Annotated in this window: 22 protein-coding genes; 15 read left to right on the forward strand and 7 right to left on the reverse strand. The window is 69.6% G+C overall.

The window, feature by feature from the left end; translation table 11 throughout:
- Window positions 1-137 precede the first annotated feature (137 nt).
- The 5 genes from ACT86A_RS11250 to ACT86A_RS11270 all read left to right on the forward strand — a co-directional run bounded on the left by ACT86A_RS11250 (window position 138) and on the right by ACT86A_RS11270 (window position 4,815).
- The gene (locus ACT86A_RS11250; protein ID WP_445092001.1) at window positions 138-1,031 is read left to right on the forward strand and encodes an STAS domain-containing protein; all 894 of its coding nucleotides are present in this window, start codon (window positions 138-140) and stop codon (window positions 1,029-1,031) included.
- A gap of 13 nt (window positions 1,032-1,044) precedes the next feature.
- Window positions 1,045-1,434 (forward strand): STAS domain-containing protein, encoded by a 390-nt coding sequence (locus ACT86A_RS11255; RefSeq protein WP_039798459.1) that lies wholly within the window; start codon window positions 1,045-1,047, stop codon window positions 1,432-1,434.
- A 22-nt stretch (window positions 1,435-1,456) separates the two neighbouring features.
- Window positions 1,457-1,837, forward strand: coding sequence for an ATP-binding protein (locus ACT86A_RS11260; protein ID WP_445092139.1), 381 nt, complete (start codon window positions 1,457-1,459; stop codon window positions 1,835-1,837).
- Entirely contained in the window at window positions 1,830-2,462 is a 633-nt protein-coding gene (locus ACT86A_RS11265) for a SpoIIE family protein phosphatase (RefSeq protein WP_445092002.1), read from the forward strand. Before ACT86A_RS11260 ends, ACT86A_RS11265 begins: the two co-directional genes overlap by 8 nt.
- A 67-nt stretch (window positions 2,463-2,529) precedes the next feature.
- Window positions 2,530-4,815, forward strand: a complete 2,286-nt coding sequence (locus tag ACT86A_RS11270; protein ID WP_445092003.1) for a SpoIIE family protein phosphatase — start codon at window positions 2,530-2,532, stop codon at window positions 4,813-4,815.
- Window positions 4,816-4,960: 145 nt separating this feature from the next.
- Here ACT86A_RS11270 and ACT86A_RS11275 read toward each other — a convergent pair whose 3' ends face one another.
- Entirely contained in the window at window positions 4,961-6,697 is a 1,737-nt protein-coding gene (locus ACT86A_RS11275) for an LCP family protein (RefSeq protein ID WP_445092004.1), read from the reverse strand.
- 249 nt (window positions 6,698-6,946) lie between these two features.
- Between ACT86A_RS11275 and ACT86A_RS11280 the strand changes: the two genes are divergently transcribed.
- A complete protein-coding gene (locus tag ACT86A_RS11280) occupies window positions 6,947-7,285 on the forward strand; it encodes an STAS domain-containing protein (protein ID WP_445092140.1) in 339 nt (112 codons plus the stop codon).
- Window positions 7,286-7,333: 48 nt separating this feature from the next.
- Here the strand turns inward: ACT86A_RS11280 and ACT86A_RS11285 are convergent, their stop codons facing one another.
- Window positions 7,334-8,371, reverse strand: a complete 1,038-nt coding sequence (locus tag ACT86A_RS11285) for an LLM class F420-dependent oxidoreductase (protein ID WP_445092005.1) — start codon at window positions 8,369-8,371, stop codon at window positions 7,334-7,336.
- Between the two features lie 143 nt (window positions 8,372-8,514).
- On the opposite strand from ACT86A_RS11285, the gene ACT86A_RS11290 reads away from it, so the two are divergent.
- From ACT86A_RS11290 to ACT86A_RS11310, 4 genes are all read left to right on the forward strand, one after another.
- On the forward strand, window positions 8,515-9,174 hold the full coding sequence (locus tag ACT86A_RS11290) for a cyclodeaminase/cyclohydrolase family protein (RefSeq protein WP_445092006.1): 660 nt from the start codon (window positions 8,515-8,517) through the stop codon (window positions 9,172-9,174).
- 136 nt (window positions 9,175-9,310) lie between these two features.
- Entirely contained in the window at window positions 9,311-9,721 is a 411-nt protein-coding gene (locus ACT86A_RS11300; RefSeq protein ID WP_445092007.1) for a winged helix-turn-helix transcriptional regulator, read from the forward strand.
- Window positions 9,722-9,891: 170 nt separating this feature from the next.
- Window positions 9,892-10,641 (forward strand): L,D-transpeptidase, encoded by a 750-nt coding sequence (locus tag ACT86A_RS11305; RefSeq protein WP_445092008.1) that lies wholly within the window; start codon window positions 9,892-9,894, stop codon window positions 10,639-10,641.
- A 177-nt stretch (window positions 10,642-10,818) separates the two neighbouring features.
- Entirely contained in the window at window positions 10,819-11,577 is a 759-nt protein-coding gene (locus ACT86A_RS11310; RefSeq protein WP_445092009.1) for a DUF8176 domain-containing protein, read from the forward strand.
- Window positions 11,578-11,607: 30 nt separating this feature from the next.
- Here ACT86A_RS11310 and ACT86A_RS11315 read toward each other — a convergent pair whose 3' ends face one another.
- Entirely contained in the window at window positions 11,608-12,462 is an 855-nt protein-coding gene (locus ACT86A_RS11315) for a bifunctional 5,10-methylenetetrahydrofolate dehydrogenase/5,10-methenyltetrahydrofolate cyclohydrolase (RefSeq protein WP_445092010.1), read from the reverse strand.
- Window positions 12,463-12,789: 327 nt separating this feature from the next.
- On the opposite strand from ACT86A_RS11315, the gene ACT86A_RS11320 reads away from it, so the two are divergent.
- The 3 genes from ACT86A_RS11320 (at window position 12,790) to ACT86A_RS11330 (ending at window position 14,727) form a co-directional block, all read left to right on the forward strand.
- Window positions 12,790-13,677, forward strand: a complete 888-nt coding sequence (locus ACT86A_RS11320; RefSeq protein WP_445092011.1) for a YdcF family protein — start codon at window positions 12,790-12,792, stop codon at window positions 13,675-13,677.
- An 82-nt stretch (window positions 13,678-13,759) separates the two neighbouring features.
- On the forward strand, window positions 13,760-14,563 hold the full coding sequence (locus ACT86A_RS11325; protein ID WP_445092012.1) for a putative protein N(5)-glutamine methyltransferase: 804 nt from the start codon (window positions 13,760-13,762) through the stop codon (window positions 14,561-14,563).
- Window positions 14,564-14,580: 17 nt separating this feature from the next.
- Window positions 14,581-14,727 (forward strand): hypothetical protein, encoded by a 147-nt coding sequence (locus ACT86A_RS11330; protein ID WP_445092013.1) that lies wholly within the window; start codon window positions 14,581-14,583, stop codon window positions 14,725-14,727.
- Here ACT86A_RS11330 and ACT86A_RS11335 read toward each other — a convergent pair.
- The 4 genes from ACT86A_RS11335 to recC all read right to left on the reverse strand — a co-directional run bounded on the left by ACT86A_RS11335 (window position 14,724) and on the right by recC (window position 25,377).
- Complete coding sequence (locus ACT86A_RS11335) at window positions 14,724-16,217, reverse strand: flavin-containing monooxygenase (RefSeq protein ID WP_445092014.1); 1,494 nt, start codon at window positions 16,215-16,217, stop codon at window positions 14,724-14,726. The two genes, ACT86A_RS11330 and ACT86A_RS11335, sit on opposite strands and share 4 nt — an antisense overlap.
- Window positions 16,218-16,455: 238 nt before the next feature.
- The gene (gene recD / locus ACT86A_RS11340; RefSeq protein ID WP_445092015.1) at window positions 16,456-18,357 is read right to left on the reverse strand and encodes an exodeoxyribonuclease V subunit alpha; all 1,902 of its coding nucleotides are present in this window, start codon (window positions 18,355-18,357) and stop codon (window positions 16,456-16,458) included.
- On the reverse strand, window positions 18,354-21,758 hold the full coding sequence (locus tag ACT86A_RS11345; RefSeq protein ID WP_445092016.1) for a UvrD-helicase domain-containing protein: 3,405 nt from the start codon (window positions 21,756-21,758) through the stop codon (window positions 18,354-18,356). The genes recD and ACT86A_RS11345 overlap by 4 nt, the downstream gene beginning before the upstream one ends.
- 244 nt (window positions 21,759-22,002) lie before the next feature.
- Window positions 22,003-25,377, reverse strand: coding sequence for an exodeoxyribonuclease V subunit gamma (gene recC / locus ACT86A_RS11350; RefSeq protein ID WP_445092017.1), 3,375 nt, complete (start codon window positions 25,375-25,377; stop codon window positions 22,003-22,005).
- A 237-nt stretch (window positions 25,378-25,614) separates the two neighbouring features.
- Here recC and ACT86A_RS11355 point away from each other — a divergent pair, with 237 nt between their 5' ends.
- Window positions 25,615-25,812: a hypothetical protein gene (locus ACT86A_RS11355; RefSeq protein ID WP_445092141.1), complete on the forward strand. Its 198-nt coding sequence runs from the start codon at window positions 25,615-25,617 to the stop codon at window positions 25,810-25,812.
- A gap of 112 nt (window positions 25,813-25,924) precedes the next feature.
- Window positions 25,925-26,809: a serine hydrolase gene (locus ACT86A_RS11360; RefSeq protein WP_445092018.1), complete on the forward strand. Its 885-nt coding sequence runs from the start codon at window positions 25,925-25,927 to the stop codon at window positions 26,807-26,809.
- Window positions 26,810-26,903 lie beyond the last annotated feature (94 nt).

Below are 26,903 nucleotides of genomic sequence, written 5' to 3' on the forward strand. Positions count from 1 at the left end.
ACCATCACATCCGAACAGCAGGCGAACAACCGGCAGGTTTCGTCCGCGCGCCGGGTGGGGTATGACTAGGCTCGGAATCGGCTAGCAGCCGAACGCACCACGATCCCACTCAACCGTCGAAAGGGGCAGGAATTTCCATGTCCGAGGTGTCCATGAGCCTTTCGGCGGATTCCCTGACCGCGGGACCGGTCGACCAGTTGCTGCCGCAGCTCGTCGAGCACCTGCGCCAGAACCGCACCGCGCTGCGTGAGGAGTGGGCCCGCCGTATCGCCGACGCTCAGCTACTCACCGCCATGACCCCCGAGGAGATCTTCTCCGAGGCGACCTCGATCTACGACGGCTACGTCGACGTACTCGAGACCGGTAGCGTCGAGGCGCTGCAGGCTTACGCGCGTGACCTGTCCGAACGCATCATCCCGCGCGGCGTCGAGACCGACGAGGTCATCGGCATCGTGCTGTTGCTGCGCGATGTGCTCGCGCGCAGCCTTTTCGAGAAGTATCAGTCGGACTTCGAACTGCTCAACAAGGTGCTCGACGCCTACGAACCGGCCGCCAACCGCATCGCCAACACCGTGACGGTCTCCTTCGTCCAGGAACGCGAGCGGGTCATCCGCCAACAGCAGGAAGCCATCCGCGAGCTGTCCACACCGGTGCTCCAGGTGCGTGAGCAGCTGCTGATCCTGCCCATCATCGGCGTGCTCGACAGCCAGCGGGCCCGCCAGCTCACCGAACAGCTGCTGCGCGCCATCCGGGCCAACCGCGCGAAGGTCGTGGTCATCGACATCACCGGTGTGCCCCAGATCGACTCCACCGTGGCCAACCATCTGGTTCAGACCGTCGACGCGTCCGGGCTGATGGGCGCGAATGTGATCATCACCGGGCTGTCGTCGGAGATCGCGCTGACCCTGGTGACCATCGGCCTGGATCTGTCGAAGATGAACGCGGTCGGCGACCTGCAGGGCGGCATCGAGGAGGCCGAACGCCTGCTGGGTTACGAGGTTTCCCGCGTCACCGAACGCGACGGCCGCTGATCGGGGCGGGCACATGCCGGTTCCGATTCTCAAACAGGGCACGTACCTCATCGCGTCGGTGCAGTCCGCGCTGACCGACGCCGACACCGAACGCCTGCAGGACGACCTGATGAAGCAGGTCAGCAAATATCGTGCGCACGGCATCATCGTCGATGTCACCGCGATCGATGTGATGGATTCGTTCGCCGCGAGATCGTTGCGTACCATCGCGCACATGACGCAGCTGCGCGGCGCCGAAACGGTGATCGTCGGTCTGCAGCCGGAAGTCGCGTTCGCCATGGTGCAGCTCGGTCTCACCTTCGAGGACATGCACACCGCCCTCGATCTGGAAGAGGGGCTCGCCTGGTTGGACCGCAAGATCCCAGCCCGCCGCCAGCGAGACGGTCGTGACAGTGGCCGCTGAGAACGTGGTGATCGCGGTCAGGATGTCCGGAGACATCGTGACCGCACGTCAAGCCGGACGCGAACTGGCAGCAAAGCTCGGATTCACCCTCACCGATCGAACCATGATCTCTACGGCGATCTCCGAAATCGCCCGCAACATCACCAGTTACGCCGGCAGCGGCGAAATTCGTCTGCTGGTCGATGACCGCGAGGGGCGCCGAGCACTGGTGGTGCAGGCCGAGGATCAGGGGCCCGGCATCATCGATATCGCTCGCGCGCTGGAAGACGGCTACTCCACCGGCCGGGGTCTGGGCCTCGGCCTGCCCGGCGCCCGGCGGTTGATGGACCGGCTCACCGTCGACTCGGCGCCCGGGCGCGGCACGCTGGTGGAGATGTGGAAGTGGGTGCCCGACGGTGCATGAGGACGGGCTCATCGGCCGGATCGAGTGGGCGGTGGCCGGTCGCGCACTGCCTGGTCAGCAGGTCTCCGGTGACCGCGGCGTCGTCCTCGACACCGGCGGCGGCACAGTTCTTTTCGCCGTCATGGACGGGCTCGGACATGGTGCCGCGGCAGCGGACGCGGCCGACCGCGCGGTGCGGGTCCTCGATGAGAACCGCGCGGAACCGCTCGATGTCCTGATGGTGCTGTGCCACCGCGCGATGGCGGACACCCGTGGGGCGGCGATTTCGCTGGCCCTGTTCGACGAGAGCGACACGGTGCGCTGGCTCGGCGTCGGCAATGTCGAATCCCAGGTACTCACCGCGGGTCCCGTCGGTCTGACAGTGCACGCCACCGTACTGCTCACCGCGGGAATCGTGGGCTACCGGCTGCCGTCGAACCTGCAGCCGCAGTCCATCCCGGTCCGCCCCGGCGACCTGCTGCTGATGAGCACCGACGGCATCGTCCCCGAATCCGCCACCGGGATCGACCTTTCCAAGTCCACCGCCGCCATCACCGCCGAGATCCTCGCCGAGCACGCCAAGGCCACCGACGACGCACTCGTGCTGGCCGCCCGGCACCGCGGCGGAACGGGAGTGCCGGCATGAGCGAGCGAACCGGCCGCACCGTCGCCCGTGCGGTCATGGCGCAGCCGAGCGCCGGCGAGGCGCGGACATGAGCACGCTGCTGGCCGATTTCCTGAACACCTACGCGGACGCCCTGCGGCGGCATCTGCACTCGCCCACCCAAGCCGGACTCGCCGAAGGGTACGAGCTCGGCAGGCGTGCGCTGGTGGAGGGCATCAGCCTGCTCGATCTCACGGAGAACCACTTCCGGGTCGTGCACGACGAACAGCAGCGGCGCGACGATGCGCCGGATGGCGGCGAAGCCGAGAGCCGGGTGCCGGAGGCCGCGCTGGAATTCCTGCTGCAGACCCTCGTTCCGCTGGATATCGCGACCCGCGGCTATCTCGACGGCACCCGCCGATACGAGCAACAACGTTCCCGCGCCGACGATCTCGCGGGACGGGATGCCTTCCGCACCGCACTGGTGGAATCGCTGCAGGACGGCTTCTTCGTCGCCGACGTGCAGGGCACGATCATCGAGGTCAACACCGCCTTCGGCGCGCTCACCGGCTACGGCGCCGCGGGCCTGCCCTATCCGCTGCCGCATCCGTGGTCGAGCCCGGAGGGCGCGCACTACCCCGATCTGGGGACGGCGGCACAGCGTTTCGTCATCCCGATCCGGCATCGGGACGGACGCAACGTGTGGCTCGCGGTCAGCACCAGCGCGCTGATCAAACCGGAGGGTAACGAGCGGATCTCCGTCGGCACCATCCGCGATGTCACCGCCGAACACGATGCGCAGGCCCGCGACCAGGCGGCCTCCCGGCTGGCGACCGCGGTCGGTGCCGCGACCAGTGTGGTCGAGGTGCTGGCCGTCGGGCTCGATGAGCTGCGCCGCACGGTGGGCGCGGAAACCGCGGTGGTGGCGGTGTGGCCGAGCCACAATGCCGTACCCGAGGTGTACGTCTCCGGCGCGGGTGCGGATGGTGCGTCGCGCGACGGCGCCGCCGCTCTCGACGACCGGTCGCGCGCGCTGCTGGACCGGGCCAGACGCAGGCCGCCGCGCAGCCTGCTGGCCATTCCCGATGGTGCCGAGAGTTCCGAGGGCATCGTCGCACCGCTGGGTGAGACCGGCGACGCGGCGATGTGGTTGCGCTTCGCCGCGCCCCGCGCGATCAGCGCGGCGGACTGGACGCTGTTCTCCCTGCTGATCGGCCACCTCAGCCTCGCGGTGCAGCGGGCGCGCAACTTCGACCAGGCGCGCGCCACCTCACTGACCCTGCAACGCGCCATGCTGGGCCCGATCGAGCTGCCGCCGCGCTTCTGCGTGCACTACGAACCCGCGCTCCCGCCGCTGGAGATCGGTGGCGACTGGTACGACGTGGTGCCACTGCGGGATGGCACCATCGGCGTGGTGGTCGGCGACTGTGTGGGTCGTGGCCTTTCCGCCGCGGTGGTGATGGGCCAGTTGCGGACCGCGGCTCGCGCGCTGCTGCTGCGCGGCGCCGGGCCGGCGCAGCTGCTCGCCGAACTCGACACTGTCGCCGCACGCATTCCGGGCGCTATGTGCACCACGGTGTGCGCTGCCGTGCTGGACCCGGTGCGGGGAGTGGTCCGCTACAGCAGCGCCGGGCATATGCCACCGATCCTCGCGGAGGCCTGCCGGACGGGCAGGCTGCTCGAGGGCGGCCGTTCCGTGCCGCTGGCGACGTTCGACCCGCCACGCCGCCCGGAGGCCACCACGGCGCTGGCACCCGGCTCGACATTGGTGCTGTTCACCGATGGCCTCGTCGAACAGCGCGGCGTCGACATCGATGCGGGATTCGCCAAGATCGCCGCGGTGCTCGCCGACACCTCGGGACGGCTGCCGCGCGAGGTCGCCGACGCGGTGCTGTCCCGGCTGCGGCCGGCGGCCGGATACGACGACGACGTGGCCATGGTGGTCTACCGCCAACCACCCGCGCCGCTCGGACTGGATGTGCCCGCGCACGCGGACGAGCTCGTGGTCCTGCGGCGGACGCTGAAGGGCTGGCTGGCCGCCGCTGCGGTGCCGCACGACCTGGCAGCCGATCTTGTCGCCGCGGCCAACGAGGCGTGCAGCAACAGCATCGAGCACGCCTATCGCAGCGGAAGCGCCGGGCGGGTTGTGCTGTCGGCCACCTGCGACATCGACGCCGTCGTCATCGTGGTCACCGACACGGGCGATTGGAAACCCCGCGCCGCCGATCCCGGCTACCGCGGCCGCGGCATCGAGATGATGCGCGCGCTGACCGAGGAACTCGACATCGATCACTCCGGACCGGGTACAACGGTCCGGATGTCGGTGACACTGCCCGCGATCACTTTCCCCGTGGCGAACCCGCTCCGCGGGACGAACCGGCAGGTTTTCGGGTGATGCTGCGGCGGTAGGACGCGGCGATCGTCCGCTGCGGCCATCGCTGATCGATTGCCACGAGGCACGTTCGACCAGCACCAGAACTGTCAGCATGATGACGCTCGCGGCTGGGACCGCCGGCACGAACGCGATGTCGGGTACGCCTTCAGTTCACACAGGGGATGGTGGAGCCGATGGTGGTCGTGACCGGTTTGCCGGAGTCGGGTATCCCGGCGGTGAGTGTGGCGGGCGATGGGCTGGTGGTGGTGCCGGTCGGCGGTGCGTCGGAGGTCGACGGGTCGGTCGAATCGTCGGGGAGGGTGAAGTCGTCTCCGACGACCACCTTGACGTGGCCGGCCTCGACGGTGAGTGCGGCGGCAGTCGGTAGCCCGCCGAGCAGGTCGGCCACCTGGATCGCGTCGGCGCTGCCGGAGCCGGTGTTGTAGTACACGACCGAACTGGATCCGTCCGTGAAGGCGGCGGCGTTGCCGATCGCGCCCTTGCCGTACCCCTTCGCGGCCAGGGCGGCCGACACCTTCGCGGCCATGCCGGTATGGCTGCCTGCATTGACGACATCGACGATGCTCGCCGGTGTGGTCACCGACCGGGCTGGTGGTGTCGTCTGCACACCGAATGCGGTGCGCACTGTCTTCTTGATCAAGGCCGGGTCGATGACGTTGACGTCTTGGCCGTCGACGGTGTCGTACGCCTTCACCGGCAGGGTCTGGAACTCGATCGGAACGGATCCGGCCTTGCCGAGAGTCTGGGCGAAGTCGAGCAGGTTCCAGCCTTGCGACAGCACGATGTCATTCTGCGCCGCGTTGATCAGCTGTGGGAGCTTGCCATCGGTGAGGGTGCCCGAACTCTTCAGCTGTGTGGCGACCGAGGTAAGGAACGCTTGCTGCCGGTGCGTGCGGTCGAGGTCGCCGTTGTCGAGGCCATGGCGCTGGCGCACGAAGGCCAGAGCGTTTGCGGCGTCGAGATGCTGCGGTCCGGCCGGGAACACCGCGCCGGAGTAGTACGCGTCGTGGACGGCGTGGTTGAGGCACACGTCGACGCCGCCGAGGATGGTCGCGATGTCGTAGAAGCCGACGAGGGAGACCTCGGCGAACCGGTTGATCGGCACCCCGGTCAGTTGTTTCACGGTTTGCACGATCGATTCGCGTCCGGCCTCACGCCCTTGGCGTTCCAGCTCCAGCTTGTCCTTGACGCCTTGGTTCATCAGCTTCTGCTCGACGGCGGCCTTCTTCAGCCCGTATGCCTCTTTGATCTTGGCATGGTCGTAGCCGGGTATCCCGGTGACGGCCACGTAGTCGTCACGGGGGATGGAAAAGGCGGTGATCTTCGTCAAATCCTTCGGAATGTGCATCAGGATCAGAGAATTCGCGTTGTATCCGCCGTTGTCGCTGTCACCGGCGTGCAATTGGTCGAGGATGTTCTGGGACAGGTCGTTGCCGTTCTGGTCCTTACGGGTGTCCAGACCGATCAACAGGATGTTCAGATCACCGTCCAGCGCGGCGGCGTCCTCGGCGCTGATCGCCCGCGAACGGGTGAAACCCGAGTCGATGCTGTGCTCGGTGTAGTAGGCGAATCCGGTTCCCGACACCACGGCCAACGCCGTAGCGGCCGCCAGTACTCGAGCGGCGATGCGCAGACCGCGTACCACTTTGCCGGATGGTGCCCGTCTCTTGTGGTCGACACGGCGCGGCCGAACCGGCTCGTACCGGTCGGTGGTCAGATCCGCCAGGCTCCTCTCGCCTGCCCGCCCCTTGCGAGAACGCCGTCCGGCGGGCGCGGATCCATCCACCCGGGTCGGCCGCTCGGACTTGGCGTGCCTGCCCCGACCGCGGCCGGTCCGGGCGGACGCGACGATCGCGAGCGGTTCGGTGCTGTCGTGCATCATGCAATAGTGCCTCACGCTACCGGGCGAACGGATGCGTGGAGAGCTCGCATCGCCGCTCGCGCCGACGACAGGAAAGGCGGCAAAGCCCTGGAGCCGGGCAGATTCGCGCAAACGGCTGGTCTACGGCGCGGACCGGATCGGTCGTCGTATGGAGCAGCTGAACGCTCCGAGGTTGCGAATCCGCCGGATTTTGTGTGTGGTGAGGGGGTGACCAATACTTCCGGAGAAGCGTATCCCCTTGCGGACACGATGACCACTACGGCCGCGGCGCACGACGGCGCGACGGTGCTGACGGTGGCCGGGGAGGTCGATCTGGCGACGGCCCCCGCCCTGGAGAACGCGATCGAGGCCATCCTCAGCGGCAAGCCCGCAGCCCTGATCATCGACCTCAGCGCGGTCAGCTTCCTCGCCTCGGCGGGCATGGCAACGCTCGTCGCCGCCCACCAGCGCGCGGGCAGCACGACCGCGATCGCCGTCGTCGCCGAAGGACCGGCAACCAGCCGTCAGCTGAAGATGACCAGCCTGGATCAGGTGTTCGCGTTATATTCCACCCTGGACGCGGCGCTCGTGGCGCTGCGGCAGAGCTGACCTCGGCCGTCGCCGCTGTCGCCCCAGGCGACGGCGGCGACGTTCCGCTCACACCAGTTCGCGCAGCTGCTCGATCAGCTTGACCCGCTCGGCCGCGGTGGCCGCCATCGGGACGACGTTCAACACCGTGGCGCCCGCTTCCCGGAAGGCCGCGACCCGTTCCGCGACGTAGCCCGCCGGACCGACCAGGGAGATATCCCGCGCCAGCGCGTCCGGCACCGCCTTCGCCGCGGCCTCTTTCGCGCCGGACAAGTACAGCTGTTGGATGCGGTCGGCCTCCGCCCCGTAGCCGTATTTCGTGGCCAAAGTATGGTAGAAGTTCTTGCCCTTGGCACCCATGCCGCCGATATAGAGCGCCACGTGCGGCTTCACGAACTCCAGCAGCGGTTCGACGTTGTCCCCGATGGCCAGCGCCGGACCGGCGAATACGTCGAGGTCGCCGAGGGCCGGGTCACGCTTGGCGCGGCCGGCGTCCAGCGAGTCGCCCCACACCTGCCGCGCCTTCTCCGGCAGGAAGAAGATCGGCTGCCAGCCCTCCGCGATCTCAGCGGCCAGCTCCACATTCTTCGGCCCGAGCGCGGCCAGCAGCACCGGAATACGTTCGCGGACCGGGTGATTGATCAGCTTGAGCGGCTTGCCCAGACCGGTCCCCTGTCCCGCGGGCAGCGGGATCTGGTAGTGCTTGCCGTGGTATTCCAGGCGCTCGCGCCGCCATACCTTCCGGCAGATCTCCACCAGCTCCCTGGTGCGGCCGATCGGCGCATCGTAGGGCACCCCGTGGAAGCCCTCGATCACTTGCGGGCCCGACGCACCCAGGCCGAGCAGGAAGCGGCCATCGGAGACGAAGTCCAGGCCCGCCGCGGTCATTGCGGTCAGGCTCGGAGTGCGTGTGTAGATCTGCAGGATGCCCGAGGCCAGCTGCACGCGCGTGGTCTCGGCCGCCAAGTAGCCCAGCGCACTCACCGCGTCGAACGAGTACGCCTCGGGCACGAACACGATGTCCAGACCGGCCCGCTCGAGGTCGGCGACTTCGGCCGCTGCCTCCTTGAAGCCCCCCGAGTAGTTGATGCTCAATCCGATCCGCATGGCACTCAACATAACGGGGGGTATGCCGTGTGCGCGCGTCGGCTCGGAGCAGGCCGGTCCGGGCGTGGCCGGATCCGCCGGTGCAACCAGGTAGCGTCTACGCGTAGTCCCGCAGTCGCCGTAGAACGAAAGGCAACATCCCCGTGTCGCAGCCCAACACGTCGTCCACCGACACTGCGTCGTCCTTCGGCGAGGCCGGCCTCGCGCAATACCTGAATGATCTGGCCGCCAAGATTCCCGCGCCGGGCGGCGGAGCGGTGGCGGCGCTGCACGCCGCGCAAGCTGCCGCGTTGGTGGCGATGGTGGCTCGCTACACCACCCGCGCCAAGGACGCGGACAACCGTCCCGTGATCGACCGCATCATCGAGGCCGCTGACGCCGCCCGGGCGCGGGCTCTTGCGCTCGCCGACGCCGACGCCGCCGCGTTCACGGCCGTCGGTGTCGCCTACAAACTCCCCAAGGAGACTCCCGAGGACCGCGCCGCTCGTAGCGCGGCGATCAACGCCGCGCTGTTCGAAGCGGCCCGGGTGCCGGCCGCAGTCGTCGATGAAGCCGACGAGGTGCTGTCGCTGGCGACCGAACTGTTCCCGATCGGAAATCCGAATGTGGTCACCGATATCGGCGCCGCTGCCGACGCCTGCCGTGCCGCCGCGACCAGCTCGCAGCTCAACATCGAGATCAACGTGGCGGCACTGCCCGCGGCCGAGGGCGATCGCTTCGCGCCCGCGCTGTTGCGCATCGAAGAGCTGACCGCCCGCGCCGACGCCCTGCACGCCGAGGTTGTCCACGCGCTGCGCAAATAGTTTCGTGCGGCGATTTCAGGCAGGCGGGTTCCAGGGCAACGAGCATGCTCTTGCCGCGCACCCGGCCGGATTCACTGATCCGGTGTGCCTCGGCGTTCTGCGACAGCGCAAACACCTGGTCGATCGCTGCGCGCAGATGCCCGCGTTCGACCATGGTGGTGATCTCGCGCAGGGAGACACCGGACGGTTCGACGTAGCAGCGCTCGACAAGTGGGTCATGCTCGTGCTGAGCGTCCTGCGCGACAACGACGGGCCGATCCGCTTCAACGATCTGCGCCGCCGTCTGGACGGCATCACCCAGAAGATGCTCACCCGCACACTGCGCAACCTGGAACGCGAGGGGCTCGTGCGCCGTGCCGTCTACCCCACGGTCCCGCCGCGGGTGGAGTACTCCCTCACCGAACTCGGTTCGAGCATCGGCGCACTCAGCCATGCCATGCGCGTCTGGGCGGTCGAGCACCAGCATGAAATCGTGGCCGCACGCGCGGAATTCGACGCGCGGTCGGCAACCGAACCGGAGCCGCTGCCCACGAGCTCCGCCCGCTGACCGGGCAACCCTCGGCACGTTTCCTTTGCAGCTGACCGGGTAGGCGTCCAGGGGTAGGCGAATCCTCCCGTTACAACTGGACCACGGACCAAATCCATCGGTGGCCGAGTTGATCATGCGGGCCTAGACTGTTTTCCTGCCTACCACACCAGCTCGAAGGGGTAGACGCCATGAGGAGCGTTTTCCGGTACCTGTTCCTCGCGACCGTGATCGTGGCGCTCGCCGCGTTCGGGTCGGGCGCGGCGACGGCGATGATCGGCAGGCCATCTGCTCCTGCCGTGGCAGCGATCGGACCTTCGAACGGTCAGGTGGTGGGTGTCGCTCATCCGGTGACCATTCGTTTCGCCGCGCCCGTGACGGATCGCGCACGCACGGAACAGTCCATCGACATCAGAACGGATCAGCCGCTCGCGGGCACGCTCGCGTGGACCGGCGATCGCGAAGCGGTGTGGACGCCGACCGGGTTCCTGCCCGCCAATGCCCGCATCGCCGTCTCGGTCGGCGGTACCCGGACAGAATTCCGAACGAACGCGGGCGTTTTCGGTGACGCGGACATGTCGGCGCACACCTTTACCGTTACCATCGACGGCACCTCTGTGCGGACCATGCCCGCCTCGATGGGCAAGCCCGGCTGGGAAACGCCGTCGGGCACTTGGCCGGTGCTGGAGAAGTTCCGTTCGATCGTGTTCGACTCCCGCACCATCGGCATTCCGCTGAACTCGCCGGAGGGCTACCTCATCAATGGCGAGTTCGCCGAACGCCTTACGTGGAGTGGCGTTTTCATCCACTCCGCGCCGTGGTCGGTGGATCAGCAGGGTTATGCGAACGTCAGCCACGGTTGCATCAACCTCGCTCCCGACGACGCCGAGTGGGTCTATCACACGCTCGGTGTCGGCGACCCGGTGATCACCCACTGGTGATCGGCACTCGCTGCGCGGCAAGGAATTTCGATGGCGCACCGGCCACGGATGCGCCCAATCCGGGTACCCGGCAGTATTCTCCGGGGTGCGTGCGGCTCGCGATGCGGGACACGGCACCGTGTTCCCGCGTCGTGGAGGTGCGAATAACCTGACGGTGACCTGATGAAGGGTGGGGCGATGGATCGACCGGAGATGAGCGCACGACCTGGCTACGACCGCGGGGATCGGGGCGGTCCCGCAGGTCCTGCCGCCCCGGCCGTAGGGGGTCTGGACTATCAGGGTGAATGGTCCGCCTGGGTCGACCAGGGACACGCCGCCCCACGGCCGTCGCCCCGACCAGCATCGACACTCGAGCTCGCGCCTTACGAAGACCAATTCACCGGCTTGATCGATCGCTCACGCGGACGCGGTGCGAGGCGGCGGTGGAAGATGCCGCTGCTCGGCGCGCTCGGCGTCGCCGTTCTCGTCGGCGGCGTCTACCTGCAGTTCGGCACGGGTGGCTCCGCCCAGACGACCGGACCGAGCCCATCCGCCCAGGCCGACGTGTCGGCGGCGGCACCGATCGCACAGTGTCCGGCCGAGCGGGTCGGCAACCGCATCCAGGGCAACGGTGTGGGGGGATTCGATTCCGGCCCAGCGGTGATCTTCGCCTTCCAGCACGCCTATTACGTGACCCGCTCCGGCGAAGAGGTCCGCACCACCACAACCGCCGACGCCTCCGTGCAGACCGCCGACGCCATCCAGCGTGGCATCGACACCATCCCCGCGGGAACCACGCACTGCGTGGCCATCACCCCCGGTGCCTTCGCGGGCCAGTACGTCGTGCTCATCACCGAACATCGCCCCGGACAATCACCGGTCACCTACAACCCGCAGATCGTCTCCACGGCGAAAGACGGCAACCGCACCCTGATCAGCGCCATCAGCCGGGGCTGAGTCCCGCGCCACGCATCGGCCGTTCAGCACTCAGTTCGAGCGGCCGGTTTCGGCGGCGGTGACGACGTGACGCATGAGCAGAGCCGTGGTCACCGGGCCAACGCCGCCCGGGACGGGGCTCAGTGCCGCGGCCTTGCCGCGGACCGAGGCCGCGTCGACGTCGCCGGTGATCGTGCCGTCGGGCGCCTCGTTGGTGCCGACGTCGATGACGACCGCGCCTGCGCGCACATGCTTGCCGCAGATCAGGCCGATGCGGCCCGCCGCCGCGACGACCACGTCAGCGGTAGCGGTGACGGCGGCCAGGTCGGCGGTGCGCGAATGGCACACCGTGACCGTGGCGTCCTTCGCCAGCAGCAGCTGGGCCAGCGGTTTCCCCACGATGTTCGAGCGGCCGACGACCGCGACATGCCGACCGGCGAGGGGGATCCCATGGTGCTCGAGCAGTTCCACCACGGCCTCGGACGTAGCCGGAACGAAACCGTCCAGCCCGGCCGCGAGCAGGCCTAGCGACAGCGGGCTCACGCCGTCGACATCCTTGGTCGCAACGATCGCGGAGCTCACATCATCGAGGCTGACGCCGACCGGAAGAGGGGTCTGCAGCATGATCGCGTCGGTGGCGTGATCCGCGCTGCGCGCGGCGAGCTCGGCACGGATCCCCGTCACCGTCGCGTCCGGACCGAGATCGACTGTGTCGCAGGCGATGCCGAGCCGTTCGGCGGCCTTGCGGAGCGAGTTCACATACCAGGCGCTGGCTGGGTCGTCGTTGGGCACGACCAGCGCGAGACGCGGCGCTCCTGCGCCTTCGGTGAGCGCGGTGGCCCGGGCCTTGGTTTCAGCGTTGATGGCGGCGGCGAGTTCCTTGCCGGACAGCGAAGCAGTATCCACGTCGACACAGCCTAGTGGCCGCACCATCCCGAACTCATTCCCTGCCCTGTACCGACCCGATGCATACCGAGGCAGCCACAGAACCGGCACCGGCAGACAGACCCAAGGCACAGTCCCGCGCCGGGCCGCCGATGCCGCAGCCACACGCCGGGCCGTCTGTATTTCCCTTGCAGAGGGTCGCGGCAGTGGACGCGCGCAACACCCGCGCAGAATCTGTCCGGCAATTCCCTGATACCGGGTTCGGTCGCCCGTATCGTGAGCACAGTTTGCCCAGCTGACTGCTAGTGCGTGCCAACCCTGTTCCGCAGCGGAAAGGTGTCGACTGTAGTGAAGATCTCGAGGCATGTGAAACTTCTCGTCGCGACGTCGTTCGTGGTGTCATCTCTGACCGCGTTCTCCCTTGCTGATTCGACCGGTGCTCCGGCATACGCCGCTGCGGACGCCGACGCCCTCTACAACTCCGCCCAGCGCCATTTCACCGACGGCGACGACGCCGCGGGCCGCGCCGATCTGCGAGCCCTCATCGGCGCCGACCCCGCAGACGCGGAAGCGCTCTCCCTACAGGCGATCTGGTCCGACTATGCGGGCGACCTGCCCGCGCTCATCGACGCCATGACGCGACTGCGCGTCGTCGACCCCGGCATGGCACAGGGCACCGATAACGTGCTCGGCGCCATTCGCGCCGCGGTCGGTACCCTGCCGAATCCGCTGCCCGCGCTGGCCGGGCCGCAGACCGGGATCGTGGTGCTCGGCTACGGCCTGCTCCCGGATGGAGCGCCGCGCCCGGAGCTGGTGAACCGGCTCACCGCCGCGTGGCTGCAATCGATCGCCGCACCGTTCTCGCCGATCGTCGTCACCGGCGGAAATCCGCAGAACGGCACCACCGAGGCCGAGGCCATGCGCAACTGGCTGATCGCCCACGGTGTGCCGGCGACCCGGATCCACGCGGAGAGCCGCGCGGGCTCGACCGTGCAGAACGCCCTGTTCAGCACCCAGATGCTGCGCGATGTCGGGGCGACGAGCGCGATCGTGGTCACCTCGCCCAACCACATTCGCCGGGCGGTTGCCGATTTCATCGTCGCGGGCACCGAGGTGGTCGGCGCGACGACCTCGCTGGAGCAGCTGGTCGCCCAGCTCCCCCCGCCGGGCAGGCCGTCGCAGCGCGGGATCTACCTTGATGCCACACGCACCTTCCAGCTGAGTACGTCACGCTGACCCGCGATCGGGACCCGCACGGATCCCGATCGCCCCGAAAACCCGCTGGCGCGAGCACGCGTCCGCACGGCAAGATGTCGCGGTGACCTCAGCCGGTACCGATGTGGTCGCCCGACTCCGCGCGGCGGGCTGTGTGTTCGCCGAGGAGGAGGCGCGCCTGCTGATCTCCGCTGCGGCGGAGACCGGCGCCGAGCTCGACGCGCTGGTCGCCGAGCGCGTGCACGGCACGCCGCTGGAGCATGTGCTCGGCTGGGCCGAGTTCCACGGGCTGCGGGTCACGGTTTTCCCCGGCGTTTTCGTGCCGCGCCGACGCACCGCGTTTCTCGTCGACCTGGCGGTCGAGCTGATCCGCGCCCAGGCGGGTTACCCGATGGTCGTCGACCTGTGCTGCGGCTGCGGCGCATTGGGCATGGCGGCGGCCACGATCGTCGCGGCGGCGGGCCACGCGGTGACCCTGGCCGCCGCCGATATCGATCCGGTCGCGGTCCGGTGCGCCCGCCGCAACCTCACCCCGCTCGGCGCCCCCGTCTACGAAGGCGACCTGTTCGAGGCCCTGCCGGAGGAGCTGCGCGGCTGCATCGACATTCTGCTCTGCAATACCCCCTACGTTCCCACGGCGATGATCGCGCAGATGCCTGCGGAGGCCCGCGATCACGAACCGCGCACCGCCCTGGACGGTGGAGCCGACGGCCTCGACATCTTCCGCCGCGTCGCCGCGGACGCCACCACCTGGCTGTCCCCCGGCGGCCACCTGCTGGTCGAGGCCGGCGAGGACCAGGCGTCCCGCGCGCTCGCCATCCTCAGCGAGCACGGGCTCATGGGTCGCATCGCGGAATCCGGCGAGCTCTACGCGACCGTCGTGATCGGCACCCGCCCTGACCGATAGGTTGCACGAGCCCGGCGGTGCCCCGGCGATCCCCGCGCAATTACCGTTACCGATCCTGGCTCGACGGCGAGACCCCCATCACACGGGACCGTTTCGATGAGCACACCGCCGAGGTCATCGAGCAAATCGCCACGGCACGCTGGTCGCTGCGCATCGAGGCCTAGTCCGCAGAGCCGACCGGCGCGGGCCGCCGCGCCCGTTCGAAACGCATGGCCCGGTCGGCGATCCGGCCGTATCGCAGGGTGAACACATCACGCAGATAGTTCATCCGCAGCCGCCACGGGGCGCGATCACCTTGCACCGGGAACAGACTCGCCGCGCGGCGGACGTAGCCGGGAGTGAAACCGGGGAACAGCGACTCGGCGCCCACCGCTGGGTCGCGGACCGGCACGCAGCGTCCATATCCGCGCTGGTCCATATGTTTCAGCAGCCGAACGACATACTCCGACACCAGATCCGCCTTCAACGTCCACGAGGCGTTCGTATACCCGATGACGAAGGCGAAGTTGGGCACGCCGGACAGCATCATCGCCTTGTAGGCCATGGTCGCCGATGGCTGCACCGGCACTCCGTCGACGATGAGTTCGACACCACCGAAGACCTGCAAGTTCAAGCCCGTTGCGGTGATGACGACATCGGCTTCCAGCGTGCTGCCGGAGGCCACGCGAAGCCCGGTCTCGGTAAAAGTCTCGATCCGGTCGGTCACCACGTCGAGCAGGCCGTGACGGATGGCGCGGAAGAAGTCGCCGTCGCGCGCGAGGCACAGTCGCTGGTCCCACGGGTTGTACCGGGGCGTGAAATGCGTGTCGATGTCATAGCCCGCGGGCAGCCAGCGCTGTTGCCAGCCGCGGATGCGTTTGCGCATACCCGCTGGACTGCGCCTGCTGAGCTGGTAGACCGCGGTTGAGATCGCGACATACTCAGCGCGGGCCAGCATATAGGCGGCGCGCGGGGGCAGGAATCGGCGGGCCGTGAGCGCCAGCCGGTCGCGCGCGGGGGCGGAAACGATGTAACTCGGGCTGCGCTGCAGCATGGTCACCTGCGCGCCCTGCGCGGTGAGGGCTGGAGCGAGCGTCACCGCGGTGGCGCCGCTGCCGATGAGCACCACCCGCTTGCCGGCGCAGTCGAGTTCCTCCGGCCAGAACTGCGGATGCACGATCACTCCGGCAAACCGTTCGGCGCCGGAGAACTCGGGCGTGTACCCGGTGTCGTAGCGGTAGTATCCGGAGCAGGAGAACAGGAATCCCGCTGTGAACGTGACACTTTCGCCGGTGTCGACGCGCTCGGCAGACACCGTCCAATGGTTGTCCGCGCTGGACCACTCCGCGCGAATCACTCTGTGCTGGAAGCGAATGCGGCGGTCGACTCCGTATTCGGCAGCGGTCTGACGCAAATAGTCGAGAATGGCGCTGCCGTCGGCGATCGACTCATCCCCCAGCCAGGGCTTGAACCGGTAGCCGAGGGTGTACATGTCCGAGTCGGAGCGAATACCGGGATAGCGGAACAGATCCCACGTTCCCCCGAGGGCCGCCCGGCTCTCCAGCAGCAGATAGGAGCGCTGCGGGAAGGCCCGTCCCAGGTGACATGCCGCGCCGATGCCGGAGAGCCCGGCGCCGACGATGAGCACGTCGACGTGCTCGACCGCGGTCGTCATAACCTTTCCTTCCCTCGTCGGCAAGCGTTCGGACGACCTGCCCTCGCCCAACCTTATCCCCTCGGGTGAAGGGTTCGAGACACCGAGTCGAGAGCACCCCGGTGCCGACCGCATCCGACGGACCGAACATTTTCCGGCAGACGGGCAACACCATCGGGCCGCACTCGAACACCCCTGCTCGAACGCGGCAAGACCTACACCGGGTAAACGCCGCGGGCAGCGCGAACGCGAGATTCCATCAGGGCGCGGTCTCCCCTTCCCGCCGGGAGAGCCCGCTCGCGCGCAGCACCCGGCGCGCGATTCCCGCGCGGATCGACGCGTCGGTACCGATGATCCGCACGTGGCGGCGGGCCCTGGTGATCGCGGTGTAGAGCAGTTCCCTGGTCAGCAGGTTCGATTCCGGCTCGGGCAACACGATGGAGACGGTGTCGTACTGGCTGCCCTGACTGCGGTGGATGGTCATGGCGAATACCGTGACCACCGCGGGGAACTGGGTGGGGTGCACCAGGTAGGGCTCGCTGCCACGTTGTAATGCCGCCCGCAGCGAACCGTCGGGCATGCGTACGACGACGCCGGTGTCACCGTTGTAGATACGCGCCTCGTAATCGTTCGCGGTCACCAGCAGCGGCTGACCGGGATACCACGGCCCCTGGGCGGCGTCCTGGCCCGCGCCCCCGGCGGCGGCCCACTCCGCGGCCATCCGGTCCCAGCGTTCGACGCCGAAGGGCCCTTGGCGGTGCGCGCACAGCAACCGATGCGATTCGAGCGCACACAGCGCCGCGGCCGCGTCTGCCTCGAGCGCTGCGCCGGTGACCGCCCGCGCGGCGCGGACGACGTCGGCGCGCGCCGCGGCCGAGTCGTCGGGCGCGCACAGCGACAGTTCGTCGCCGCCCGCCCGCAACAGTTCCAGGGCTGCGTCCGCCGCACCCGCCCGCACCGCGACGGCCAGGTCGGCGATCCGGCCGCCGAACCTGCGGCCACGAGTCAAGCGCACGATCCCGCCGCGCAGCCGGGTCCGCTCCAGCGCCGTCAGCACTTCCGGGTGATCGGCGGGCGCTCCTGTTTCGGGTCCGAGGATCTGGTCGAGTACCGGGTTCGGGGTGGCGGCGACCGGGCCGGCGACCAGATCGGCGAGCACGGCGCCCGCGTCGACCGAGGCGAGCTGATCCGGATCGCCGACCAGGATCAGGCGGGTATCCGGGCGCAGCGCCGCCAGTAGCCTGCTCATCATCGTCAGCGAGACCATCGACGTCTCGTCGACGACGATCACGTCGTAAGGCAGCCGGTTGAACTCGTGATGCCGCAACCGCGTGCGCCCGCCGCGTTGCCAGCCGAGCAGCCGATGCAGGGTCGCGGCGGTGAGCTCCGGCAGCCCGAGCGAATCGGCTTGCTCCCGAACGGCTTCCTGCAGCCGCGCGGCCGCTTTACCGGTCGGCGCGGCCAGCGCGATACGCAGCGCGGGCAGCTTGGGCTCCGCCTTGCGGTGTGCGGCCAGCAGCGCGATGATCCGCCCGATCGTGTGGGTTTTTCCCGTCCCCGGACCGCCCGCGACCACGGTGGTCCAGTGCGTCGCGGCGAGTGCCGCCGCCAGACGCTGGCGATCCGGCGCCACGCCGTCCGGTGCGTCGAACAACCGGTCCAGCTCGCGCCGCACGATCCCGGGGTCGACTACCGGGTGCTGGGTGGACCGCTCGGTGAGCACCCGCCGGATCGTCTGTTCCTGCCGGTAATACCGATCCAGGTAGAGCAGCGGACCCGAATCGCCCGGCCCCTCGGATTCGACCAATCGCAGCGGCCGCAACGGCCCCGCCGATCCGCCGCACACCAGCGGGCTGACGCGCAGCGCGGCCACCACCGCGGCGATGTCCGGCCACGGCAGCGTCGCCGGATCGATGCCCGCGTCCCAGGTTTCGTCGGCGTCGACACCGATCTCCCGCATCCGCAGCAGCTCCAGGCACACCGAGCCGGAGCGCACCGCGCGCACGGCCAGCGCCGCGGCGAACAGCACCAGCTCGGACGGTTCCCGGCCCAGCCTGCCCAGCCGCAGCGCCACATGCACGTCCGCCGCCGACAGCACACCCGCCTCGTTGAACGTGCGCAACAAGCCGGTCCCCCGCTGCGCCACCTGGATCGAGGTCATCGCCCGGCCTCCCCGGCCAGTAGCGCCGACAGCGCGACAACCAGATCGGCGGGCGGGTGCCAGTCGAAGACGCCACAATCGGCTGGCGTCTGCGGCCCGACCATGCCGCGCACGAACAAGTATCGAACGCCGCCGAGATGACGCGCGGGGTCGTAGCCCGGCAGTCGCCAGCGCAGATATCTATGCAGCGCAACGGAATACAGCAGAGCCTGCAACGGATAGTGGGAGCGCAGCATCTCGGTGGCCATTCGATCGCGGGTGTAGTGCGCGACGGTGAGATCACCGGTGCCCAGCCGGTTGGTCTTGTAGTCCACGATGACGAACCGCGGCGCCGCGTCATCGGTGACACGCAGCACGGCGTCGATACTGCCGGTCAGATATCCGCGCAGCGGGATGTCCTCCAGCGCGGACACCAGCTCCGCGTATCCGTACAGGTCGTCGTCTGCGGGAAGGTGGGCGCGCAGCAGGTCGGCAATCCGCCGCAGTGTCGCCGCCGTGGCGCCCATCCGGTCGCCGCCCGCCAGCGGCAGTTCGAACTCGAGCTCCGTGAGGCGGTCGCGGCGGGCGACGTCGGCGAGGCAGCCGTGGCCGAGTGGCGTCCGCAGTACCGCGAGCAGCGCGGTGGCGAGCTGTTCCGGGTCTGCCTCGGCCATCAGCTCCGCCACCGTGGCACGGCACCGCTCGCGCACCTCGGCCGCCAGATCAGTGCGATCGGTGTCGATCCGTTCCAGCACTCCGTGCACCAGGGTGCCGAACTCCGCGCCGTAGGGTAGGGCGTTCATCAGTGAGGCGGCGCCGGTCTGCTCCGGCTCGGCGGCCGCGGTCGGCGCAATGCTCGCCGGCTCGTCGCCGGGACCCCGGACGTCCTCCGGTTCGCTGTCGGTGCCGAGTGCGACGGGTCCGTGCGCCGAAGCGGTGAGCGCGGAGTACGAAGTCCGCCGCCACTGCTGGTCCACGACGCGGTCGAACCGCGCGGCCGCCAGCCTGCCGAACGCGGGTTCGGTCCGCACCCGCCGGATCGCGACGTCGTCGATTCCGCGCACCGCCGTCACCGAGATAGCCGCTCCCGCCGCCTGCGCCCAGGCCGAAACAGCCGATGCGGCAACAGCATCCGCGGGCACAGCGGCGCGCGCGGCAACGGCGGCGGCGCGGTCGGCGCGCCCGAAGACCATCCGGTGCAGAGGGGAAGCCGCGGTCGTGATCGCCGGCGCCCACCAGGCGACGATCTGGCACATCGACCGAGTGAGCGCGACATACAGCAGCCGCAACTCCTCTCCCGCCTCCTCGGCTTCGCTGCGCGTCTTGCGTTCGGGGTAGCCGGCGGCGTCCGGACCGCCCACATCGAGCACGCGCGCGCCATCGTCGTCATGGAACAGCAGCGTCGCGGGGTACGGATTCTTCGCGCTGTCCCACGCGAACGGCAGGTAGACGACCGGGAATTCCAGTCCCTTACTGGCGTGCACGGTCGCGACCTGCACGGCCGCGGCGTCCCGGTCCAGCCTGCGGCTGCGGTCGGCGACGGCGCCCGAGGCGGGATCGCGCACCCGGTCGGTCAGCCATCGAGTCAGTGCGGTCAGCCCGAGCCCTTCGGTGAGCGCGACCTGGTCGAGCAACTGCGCGATGTGCCGCAGGTCGGTGAGCCGGCGCTCGCCGTTCTCGACGGCGAGCAGCCGCTGCGCCAGGCACGCTTCGGTGGAGATCTTCTCGAAGACGGCCGCGAAGCCCGCGCGGGTGAACAGCCGCGCGGCCTCACGCAACTGCGCACTGACCCGCCCGACGAGATCGGCTCCACCGCTGTCGAGCTCGGCCGCGGTGATGCCGAACAGCGGGGTGCACGCGGCCAGCCGCACCCGGTCGCCGCGGTGCGGCTGTTCCAGCGCCCGCAGCACCCACAGCCAATCGGTCGCGCTACTGGTCGCGAAGACGCTGGTGCCCCCGGCGAGCACGGAGGCGACGCCGACGCGGTCCAGCGCCGTGCGCACCACCTCGATTTGCGAGCGGGTCCGCACCAGCACCGCGATGTCGCCGGGGCCGATCGGCCTGCGGACGGCATCGCCAGGCACCGGGATGTTCGAATCCGACTCGGCGACAACAGGTTCAGCCTTCACCTCGAGCAGCACGCCGGAGTCGAGCAGGCCGACGATGTCGGCGGCCAGGTCGTCGGCGACCGCGGACCGCATCCGGCCGACGGACGGGAACCCGGACTTGTTCAGCGGCCCGGCGCCGGTGCGGGGCAGGCATCGCACGCGCATCGGTGCAATCAGCTCGTCCGGACCGGACAACCGCGACCACGGCCAGGTCGCGGTGACCTGATGCACGCCGATCTCCTGGTGCCCCAGCGCGGCGCCGCCCTGCAGGTGGTCCAGCGCGGCCAGCAGTCCCGCATCGCTGCGCCAGTTGGTGGTCAGCTCCTTGCGGGTGTCGGCGTGCGCGACGGCGTCCAGGTAGCTGAGCACTTCGGCGCCGCGAAAGGCATAGATCGCCTGCTTCGGATCGCCCACCAGGACCAAGGTGGAATGCCCGTGAAACGACCTGCGCAGGATGTCCCACTGCAGCGGGTCGGTGTCCTGGAACTCGTCGACCAGAGCGACGCGGTAGCGCGCCCGGATGCGGCGGCACGCACGCGGGCCGTGTTCCGGATCGGCGAGCACGTCGTGCAGCAGCACCAGCAGGTCGTCGAAGTCACGCAGCCCGGCCAACCGCTTACGTCGTTCGGTCTCCGCGCGGACGGCGTGCCCGAACGCCACGCGCTCGCCGGCAGCGCCCTCGCCGTCCGGGACGAGTACTGCGTGCCGGTCCGACACCGCGGCCGAGGCGAGCGCGCGAGCCTCCTTCACCGAGAACGGAGCGTCGGCGCGGGCGTAGCGGCTCAGGTAGAGGTCGTCGACGACTGTCGCGACGAGGTCGTCGACGGTCTCCACCAGCCGGGTGCCGGAATCGTGTTCACCCCCGAACCCCAGCTCGTCGAGCATGCGCTGACAGAAGCTGTGCGTGGTGGCGATGGTCCCCGCATCGAAATCCGACAGCGCCGCCAGCAGGCGCCGCTGCCGTAGCCGCACTTCCGATTCGCCGGCGTGCGCCAGATACCGGACCAGCTCATCAGCATGTGCCCGCGCCGCCTGCGGGTCGGCCAATCCGGCGGCGACGGAGACGAATCGGTCGCGGGCACGTTCGCGCAACTCCTGGGTCGCGGCGCGACTGAACGTCACCAGCAGCAGCTGGGACACCTCGATGCCGGCCTCGGCGACGTAGCGCACGGCAAGCCCGACAATGGCATGCGTCTTGCCGGTGCCCGCGCTGGCTTCCAGCACCGTCGTTCCGGTCGGCAACGGCCCACACGGCACGAACGCGTCAGCGGAGGCGGGCGCGGGCACGGCGACGGGAGTTTCCTGGACAGTCACGCGTGCCTCCCTCTCGCGCGGCCGAACGTCACGCGGTCTGCGGACAGCTCGAGCGGGCGGTGGACCGGCCACGCCGAGCGGGGCGGATCGGCTATCTCAGCCGCATACCGCGGTCCGAGCTGCCATTCTGCTGTGTGCGCGGCCACGGTCGGGCAACCAACACGCGTCATCGCCACGGTGGATTCCAGCGCGCCGCATCGAGCCGCGCGCAATCGGCGGTCCCGACCGGGCGGATGGTGATCGGTCACGGCTGCCGCTGGCTTTCCGCGGCCAGCAGCGGAGCCCAGATCCGCCGGGCCAGCGCGCCGAAACGGGTGGTTTCCCCCGGCTCCCCGGACGAAGCGGGTGCCGCCATGAGGTCGTCGAGGCGGGGCGCCGGACCCCAGACGTAGCGCAGGTGACGGTCGGTGTGATCGCCGAACGGGCCGGGACCGTGGGGACCGCCGTTGAACTCACGCTCGGCAGCGGCGATCGCGTCATCGGTGCCCGCGCCGCGCAAGCGCCGTTCGGCATAGACCGCGGTAGCAGCGGGCGCGACCGGCAACGGTTCGGTCAACCCCGCGTCACGCAGGGCGACGAGCTCGCGCAGGATCTTCCGGGCCGCCGGCGCGTCGGGTGCGGTGAGCTCGCATCGCCAGGCGGGACGGCCGAATTGGCCCCGCCCGGTGCTCACCGCGTGCCATGACCGGTCCTCCGTCACGGCCAGCGCGAGCAGGGAAACCCACGCGCCGATCCGGTGTTTCGGCGCGAGCCGGGAGAAGGTGGTGCGGACCAGCGTTTCGCCGTGTACCTCCGGTACGGTGCCGGTGAGCCTGCGTCCGTTGCCCAGATCCACCGCGATATCCACGGCGCGGGTGGCACCGGTGTAGTCCGCCCGCGCGGCGCGCACCAACCGGTCCACGGTGTGCTCGACCTCGTCGAGAACGGCTGCCCCGAAACCGAAGGGCGGCAGTGCGCCGCGCCGCCATTCCGCCGCCCGCAGCCCCGCCGGGTCCGCCCCGGTCAGGCGGGCGGCGAGCAAGCGCTCGCCCAGCTCCCACTTGGCGAGGCCGTCGAGTTCGATGGGCAACCGGTCGGCGATGTCCTCCTCGTGCTCCGGAACGCGCAGGCCGAGGCGCTGCCACAGGAAAGCGCGCACCGGGTGCTCGGCGAACGAGATCAAATCGGCCAGCGCCACATCAGCCGTTTCCGCGGCGGGCAGTGGCGCGGACAGGAACGGCGGATGCGGCTGCGCGGGCCGACCGGACGCGTAGGCGCCGGCCAGCGCGGCGGTATCGAAACTGAACGGATCCTCGGCCCGGAAATTGCGGCAGTCGAAATCCTGCAGCGGATGCCGCGTGACCACCGCGTCCATCGCCGCGGCGCCGACATGGGCATGCAGCACGTCCAGCAGCTCGGCGACCGGGATGGCGGGCGGGCGGCGTGCCCCGCTCACCGGGTCGGCGCCGGTGTGGAACACCAGCAGGGTGTCCCGGGCCGCGAGGACCGCGTCCAGCAGCAGCTGCCGGTCCTCGCTGCGCGGGTCCCGTTCGCCCGGCAGTGGTCGTCTCGCCAGCAGATCATCACCGGCGGTGCCGCTCGCCCGCGGGAACACCTCGTCGTCCACGCCGAGCAGCACCACCACGCGGTGTGGCACCGACCGCATCGGCACCAGCGTGCAGACGGTCAGCTCCCCGGTACGAAAGTTGGCCCTGGTCGGCCGCGCGGCCAGCCGCGAACGCAGCAGCACGCCGACGTCGGCCAGCCGCAACGACACCTCGCCCGCGTGCTCGGTGGCGGCGGCGAGCTCCCGCCTGGCCTCGGTGCGCACCCACGCCTGCGCGTCCGGCACGTCGGTCAGCAGATCCAACGCGCGAGCGAGCACCGCCGCCCACTCGTGCGCGGGCCGGGGGCCGCGCAGGTCGCGCAGGCACACCGCGAGCCGATCGATGAATTCCGCGAAGCGTCCGGCCAAGTCGACGTCGTTGCTGTCCACGTCGTCCAACGGCAGCACGAGATCCAGCCAGTCGTCGGAGGTTTCCCCCGCGGTGACGCCGAGCAGAATGCGGTCCACCGCGCTGTTGAGCGTGTTCTGTGCGAAGTCCGCGAGTCCGAACGCCTGGCGCTGGCGCTGCCCGACCCCCCACCGCGCACCGGATTCGGCCGCCCACGCACGCAGCCGCTCGATGTCATCGTCGTCGAATCCGCAACGGCGCCGGACGGTTTCGGCGGCCGCGAGGTCGAGGACCTCGGTGACGGTCACCCTGCCGTCGGCCAACTCCAGCAGTACGCCGATCACCGCGAGCAGCGGATTGGTCACCCCGCGTCCCCGGTCCGCCAGGCGCACCCGCAGCCGATGCGCCGGATGCTGCGAATCGCCCTGCGCCTCTGGCGATCCGGGCGTCCGCGGTCCGAACGCCGCCCGCACCAGCGGTGCGTACGCCTCCACCTCCGGACACATGACGACCACGTCGCGGGGCTCCAGCGTCTCGTCGGCCGCGAACAGCCCGAGCAAGCATTCCCGCAGCACCTCGACCTGCCGCGCGGGACCGTGACACGTGTGCACCTGCACGGTGCCGTCCGCGCCGACCGCTCCTTGTACGGGCGGCCACCGGTCGTCCCGGATGCCGGCCTGCAACGCGCGCAGCAAGGTGGCGGGCGAATCCACTTCCGGCGCACCGCTATCGGATCGATCCGACGCCGCGGGGTGGTAGGTGTCGAAGCCGGTGGCGACGAGCTCGCCGAGCCGTTGCTGGAGCTCGCGGACGTCGCGGGCCGGCCCGGCCAGCAGCGGATGCGACACCACGGCGGCGCTGCGGTCCTCCGCACGGGTACGCGCCACGGGTACGCGAACCAACCGCGACCAGAGGACCGGGCTCGGATGCGCGAGCCACACGTGCACGTCACGGGCGGCGGCCAGAGCCGAGAGCACCGCGAGCTGGTCGCTGGGCAGACGGGTCATTCCGAACAGCGATATCCGCGCGGGAAGGGAAACCAGATCCGGTTGTGTGCGCAACCGCGCGCAGGCGGCCTCGAGGCGCTCGGCCGGGCTCGGCGCCCCGATCTCGGCGCGCAGCCCGCGCCACAGCATGGGTTGCCAGAGCAGATCGTCGGGCACCGCGGCGCCAGCGCCGTCGGTGTCCCGCCCCACGGCCCAGTCGGTGATCAGCGCGGGGCGCTGCGCGCCGTAGCTATCGAACAGCGCGGCCACTTCGGCCGCGGTCGCGTAACGCCGGCCGAGACGGTGCTCACGCCCCGCACCCGCCCGCGCCCCCAGGTGTCTGGCCAGCACGGCACACCACGGCTGCGGCAACGACGCATCGATCACCCGCAGCAGCGTCCATACCACTCGCTCCTTGGCCCACGGATCGTCCTCGGGGGCCACCCCACCGGCCGCGGACACCACCTCGGCGACCAGCCCGGCGGGCGACGGAAAGACGACGTTCGCGCAGACACCGTCGGCCGAATCGCCCGCGCCGAGCACCGCCGAGAGCGTTTGCGTCAGCCAGCGCTCCACGCCTTTGGCGGGCACCGCGACCACCTCGGCCGCGAACGGGTCCTCCTGCGGCGACGACAGCAGCCCGGCGAGCGCCTGGACCAGGACGTCAGCGCGCTCAGCACGGTGGATGTGCAGCGGCATCTGCGCCCTTTCGCCTCGATGGTGCCGGGCTGTACGGGCCGCGGACTTCGTGCACGTTTATACGCCCGGCGACCGACGCGCAATCGCACCACCCCATCCGACGGCACGTGAAATAGACCACACGAGAAAGGATTATTTCGTCATGTCACGCGGGATCAGCGCGACCGATGTGCGAGAGTGCTGCACCGGGGTGGGACGAGAGCTGTACCGAAAGGCTGGTTCGCGTTCATGGATGCGATGGTGATTCCCCTGGTTCCGAGAGGCGGTTTCACAGTCCGCCGCGTCGGTGACCGCTGGGAGCTCGTCAACTCGCGCCACTACGGGCGTACCGTGGTCCTGCATTCCTGGCCTCGGGACCGGCACACGGAGGCGTTCGAGCACTGCTACCGCCTCAACGGTCGCACGGTCGAACAACTGCGCGCTGCCTTCCGCTGAAGCGCCCCGGCCTGCGACGACAGCCGAAACCCGGTGCGGCGCAAGCACGCAAACGCCCGGAGCCGAGCGCGAGACGTGCGTGCGGACCCGCGATGTGCGATCGTGTTCCCTCGTGCGTCATCCGTTCCCCGCCACCCGGACCTTTCCCCACGTGGCCGCCTCCGCCTGTGTCCTCGCCGCCGCGGCGATCCTCGCCCCGAGCCTGCCCGCCATGCTCCCGACCGCGGGCGCGGCGCCGCTCGCGCACACGCAGGGATGCCTGGCCGGTTTCGACTGCGATATGAGCAGCCGCATCGCCGCTGTCGACAGCTACCTCAACAACCGCCCCGGCGTCACCGGTTACGTCGTGCGCGATCGGGTGTCAGGCGGGGTTTACGCCAACGCCCACGCGGAGAACGCGGTCTGGACCGCGTCCACGATCAAGCTCGCGATCGCGACGGATCTGCTGAACCGGGCGCGGCTCGGCGCGATCACGTTGTCTGCCGAAGACCGCGGCCTCCTGGAAGGTATGCTGGCCACCTCGAACGACGGCGCCGCCGACTTCCTGTGGACCAAGTACGGGGGCATCGACCGGATGGCGTTCAACAACGCCTTCCGGGCCAACGGCATGACCTCCCTGGTGCCGCAGCCGACCAACACCGCGCTGTTCCCGGATTGGTCGTTCCAGAAGTGCACCGCCGCCGACCTCGACCGGTTGATGGACCACATCCTGAACCGCATGCACCCCGATGACCGCAACTACCTCATCGACCGGATGCGCGCGGTCGATTCCAACCAGCACTGGGGCGTGTGGGGGGCCGGCGCGAAGATGCGCCCGGGCCTGAAGAACGGCTGGTCCGCCGAAGAGGGCGGCTGGGTGGTCAACTCGGTCGGCTTCGCGGGACCGGGCGAACGCTACACCCTCGCCATCATGACGTCGCTCAATGGCGCGGGCGGCTACACCGAAGGCGCCGACACCGACACCCGAGTCGCCGAGATCCTGTTCGCCGGACGCTGAGCCCATTTTGCAGCGCCTGCGGCGCTGCGTGTTCGCGGCCCCGGGAAGTCTCGTGTCCGAGCGACCGAGACTCGCGCCTACGGCGCATGCGCTT

It is taken from the genome of Nocardia glycosmidis (assembly GCF_052545115.1).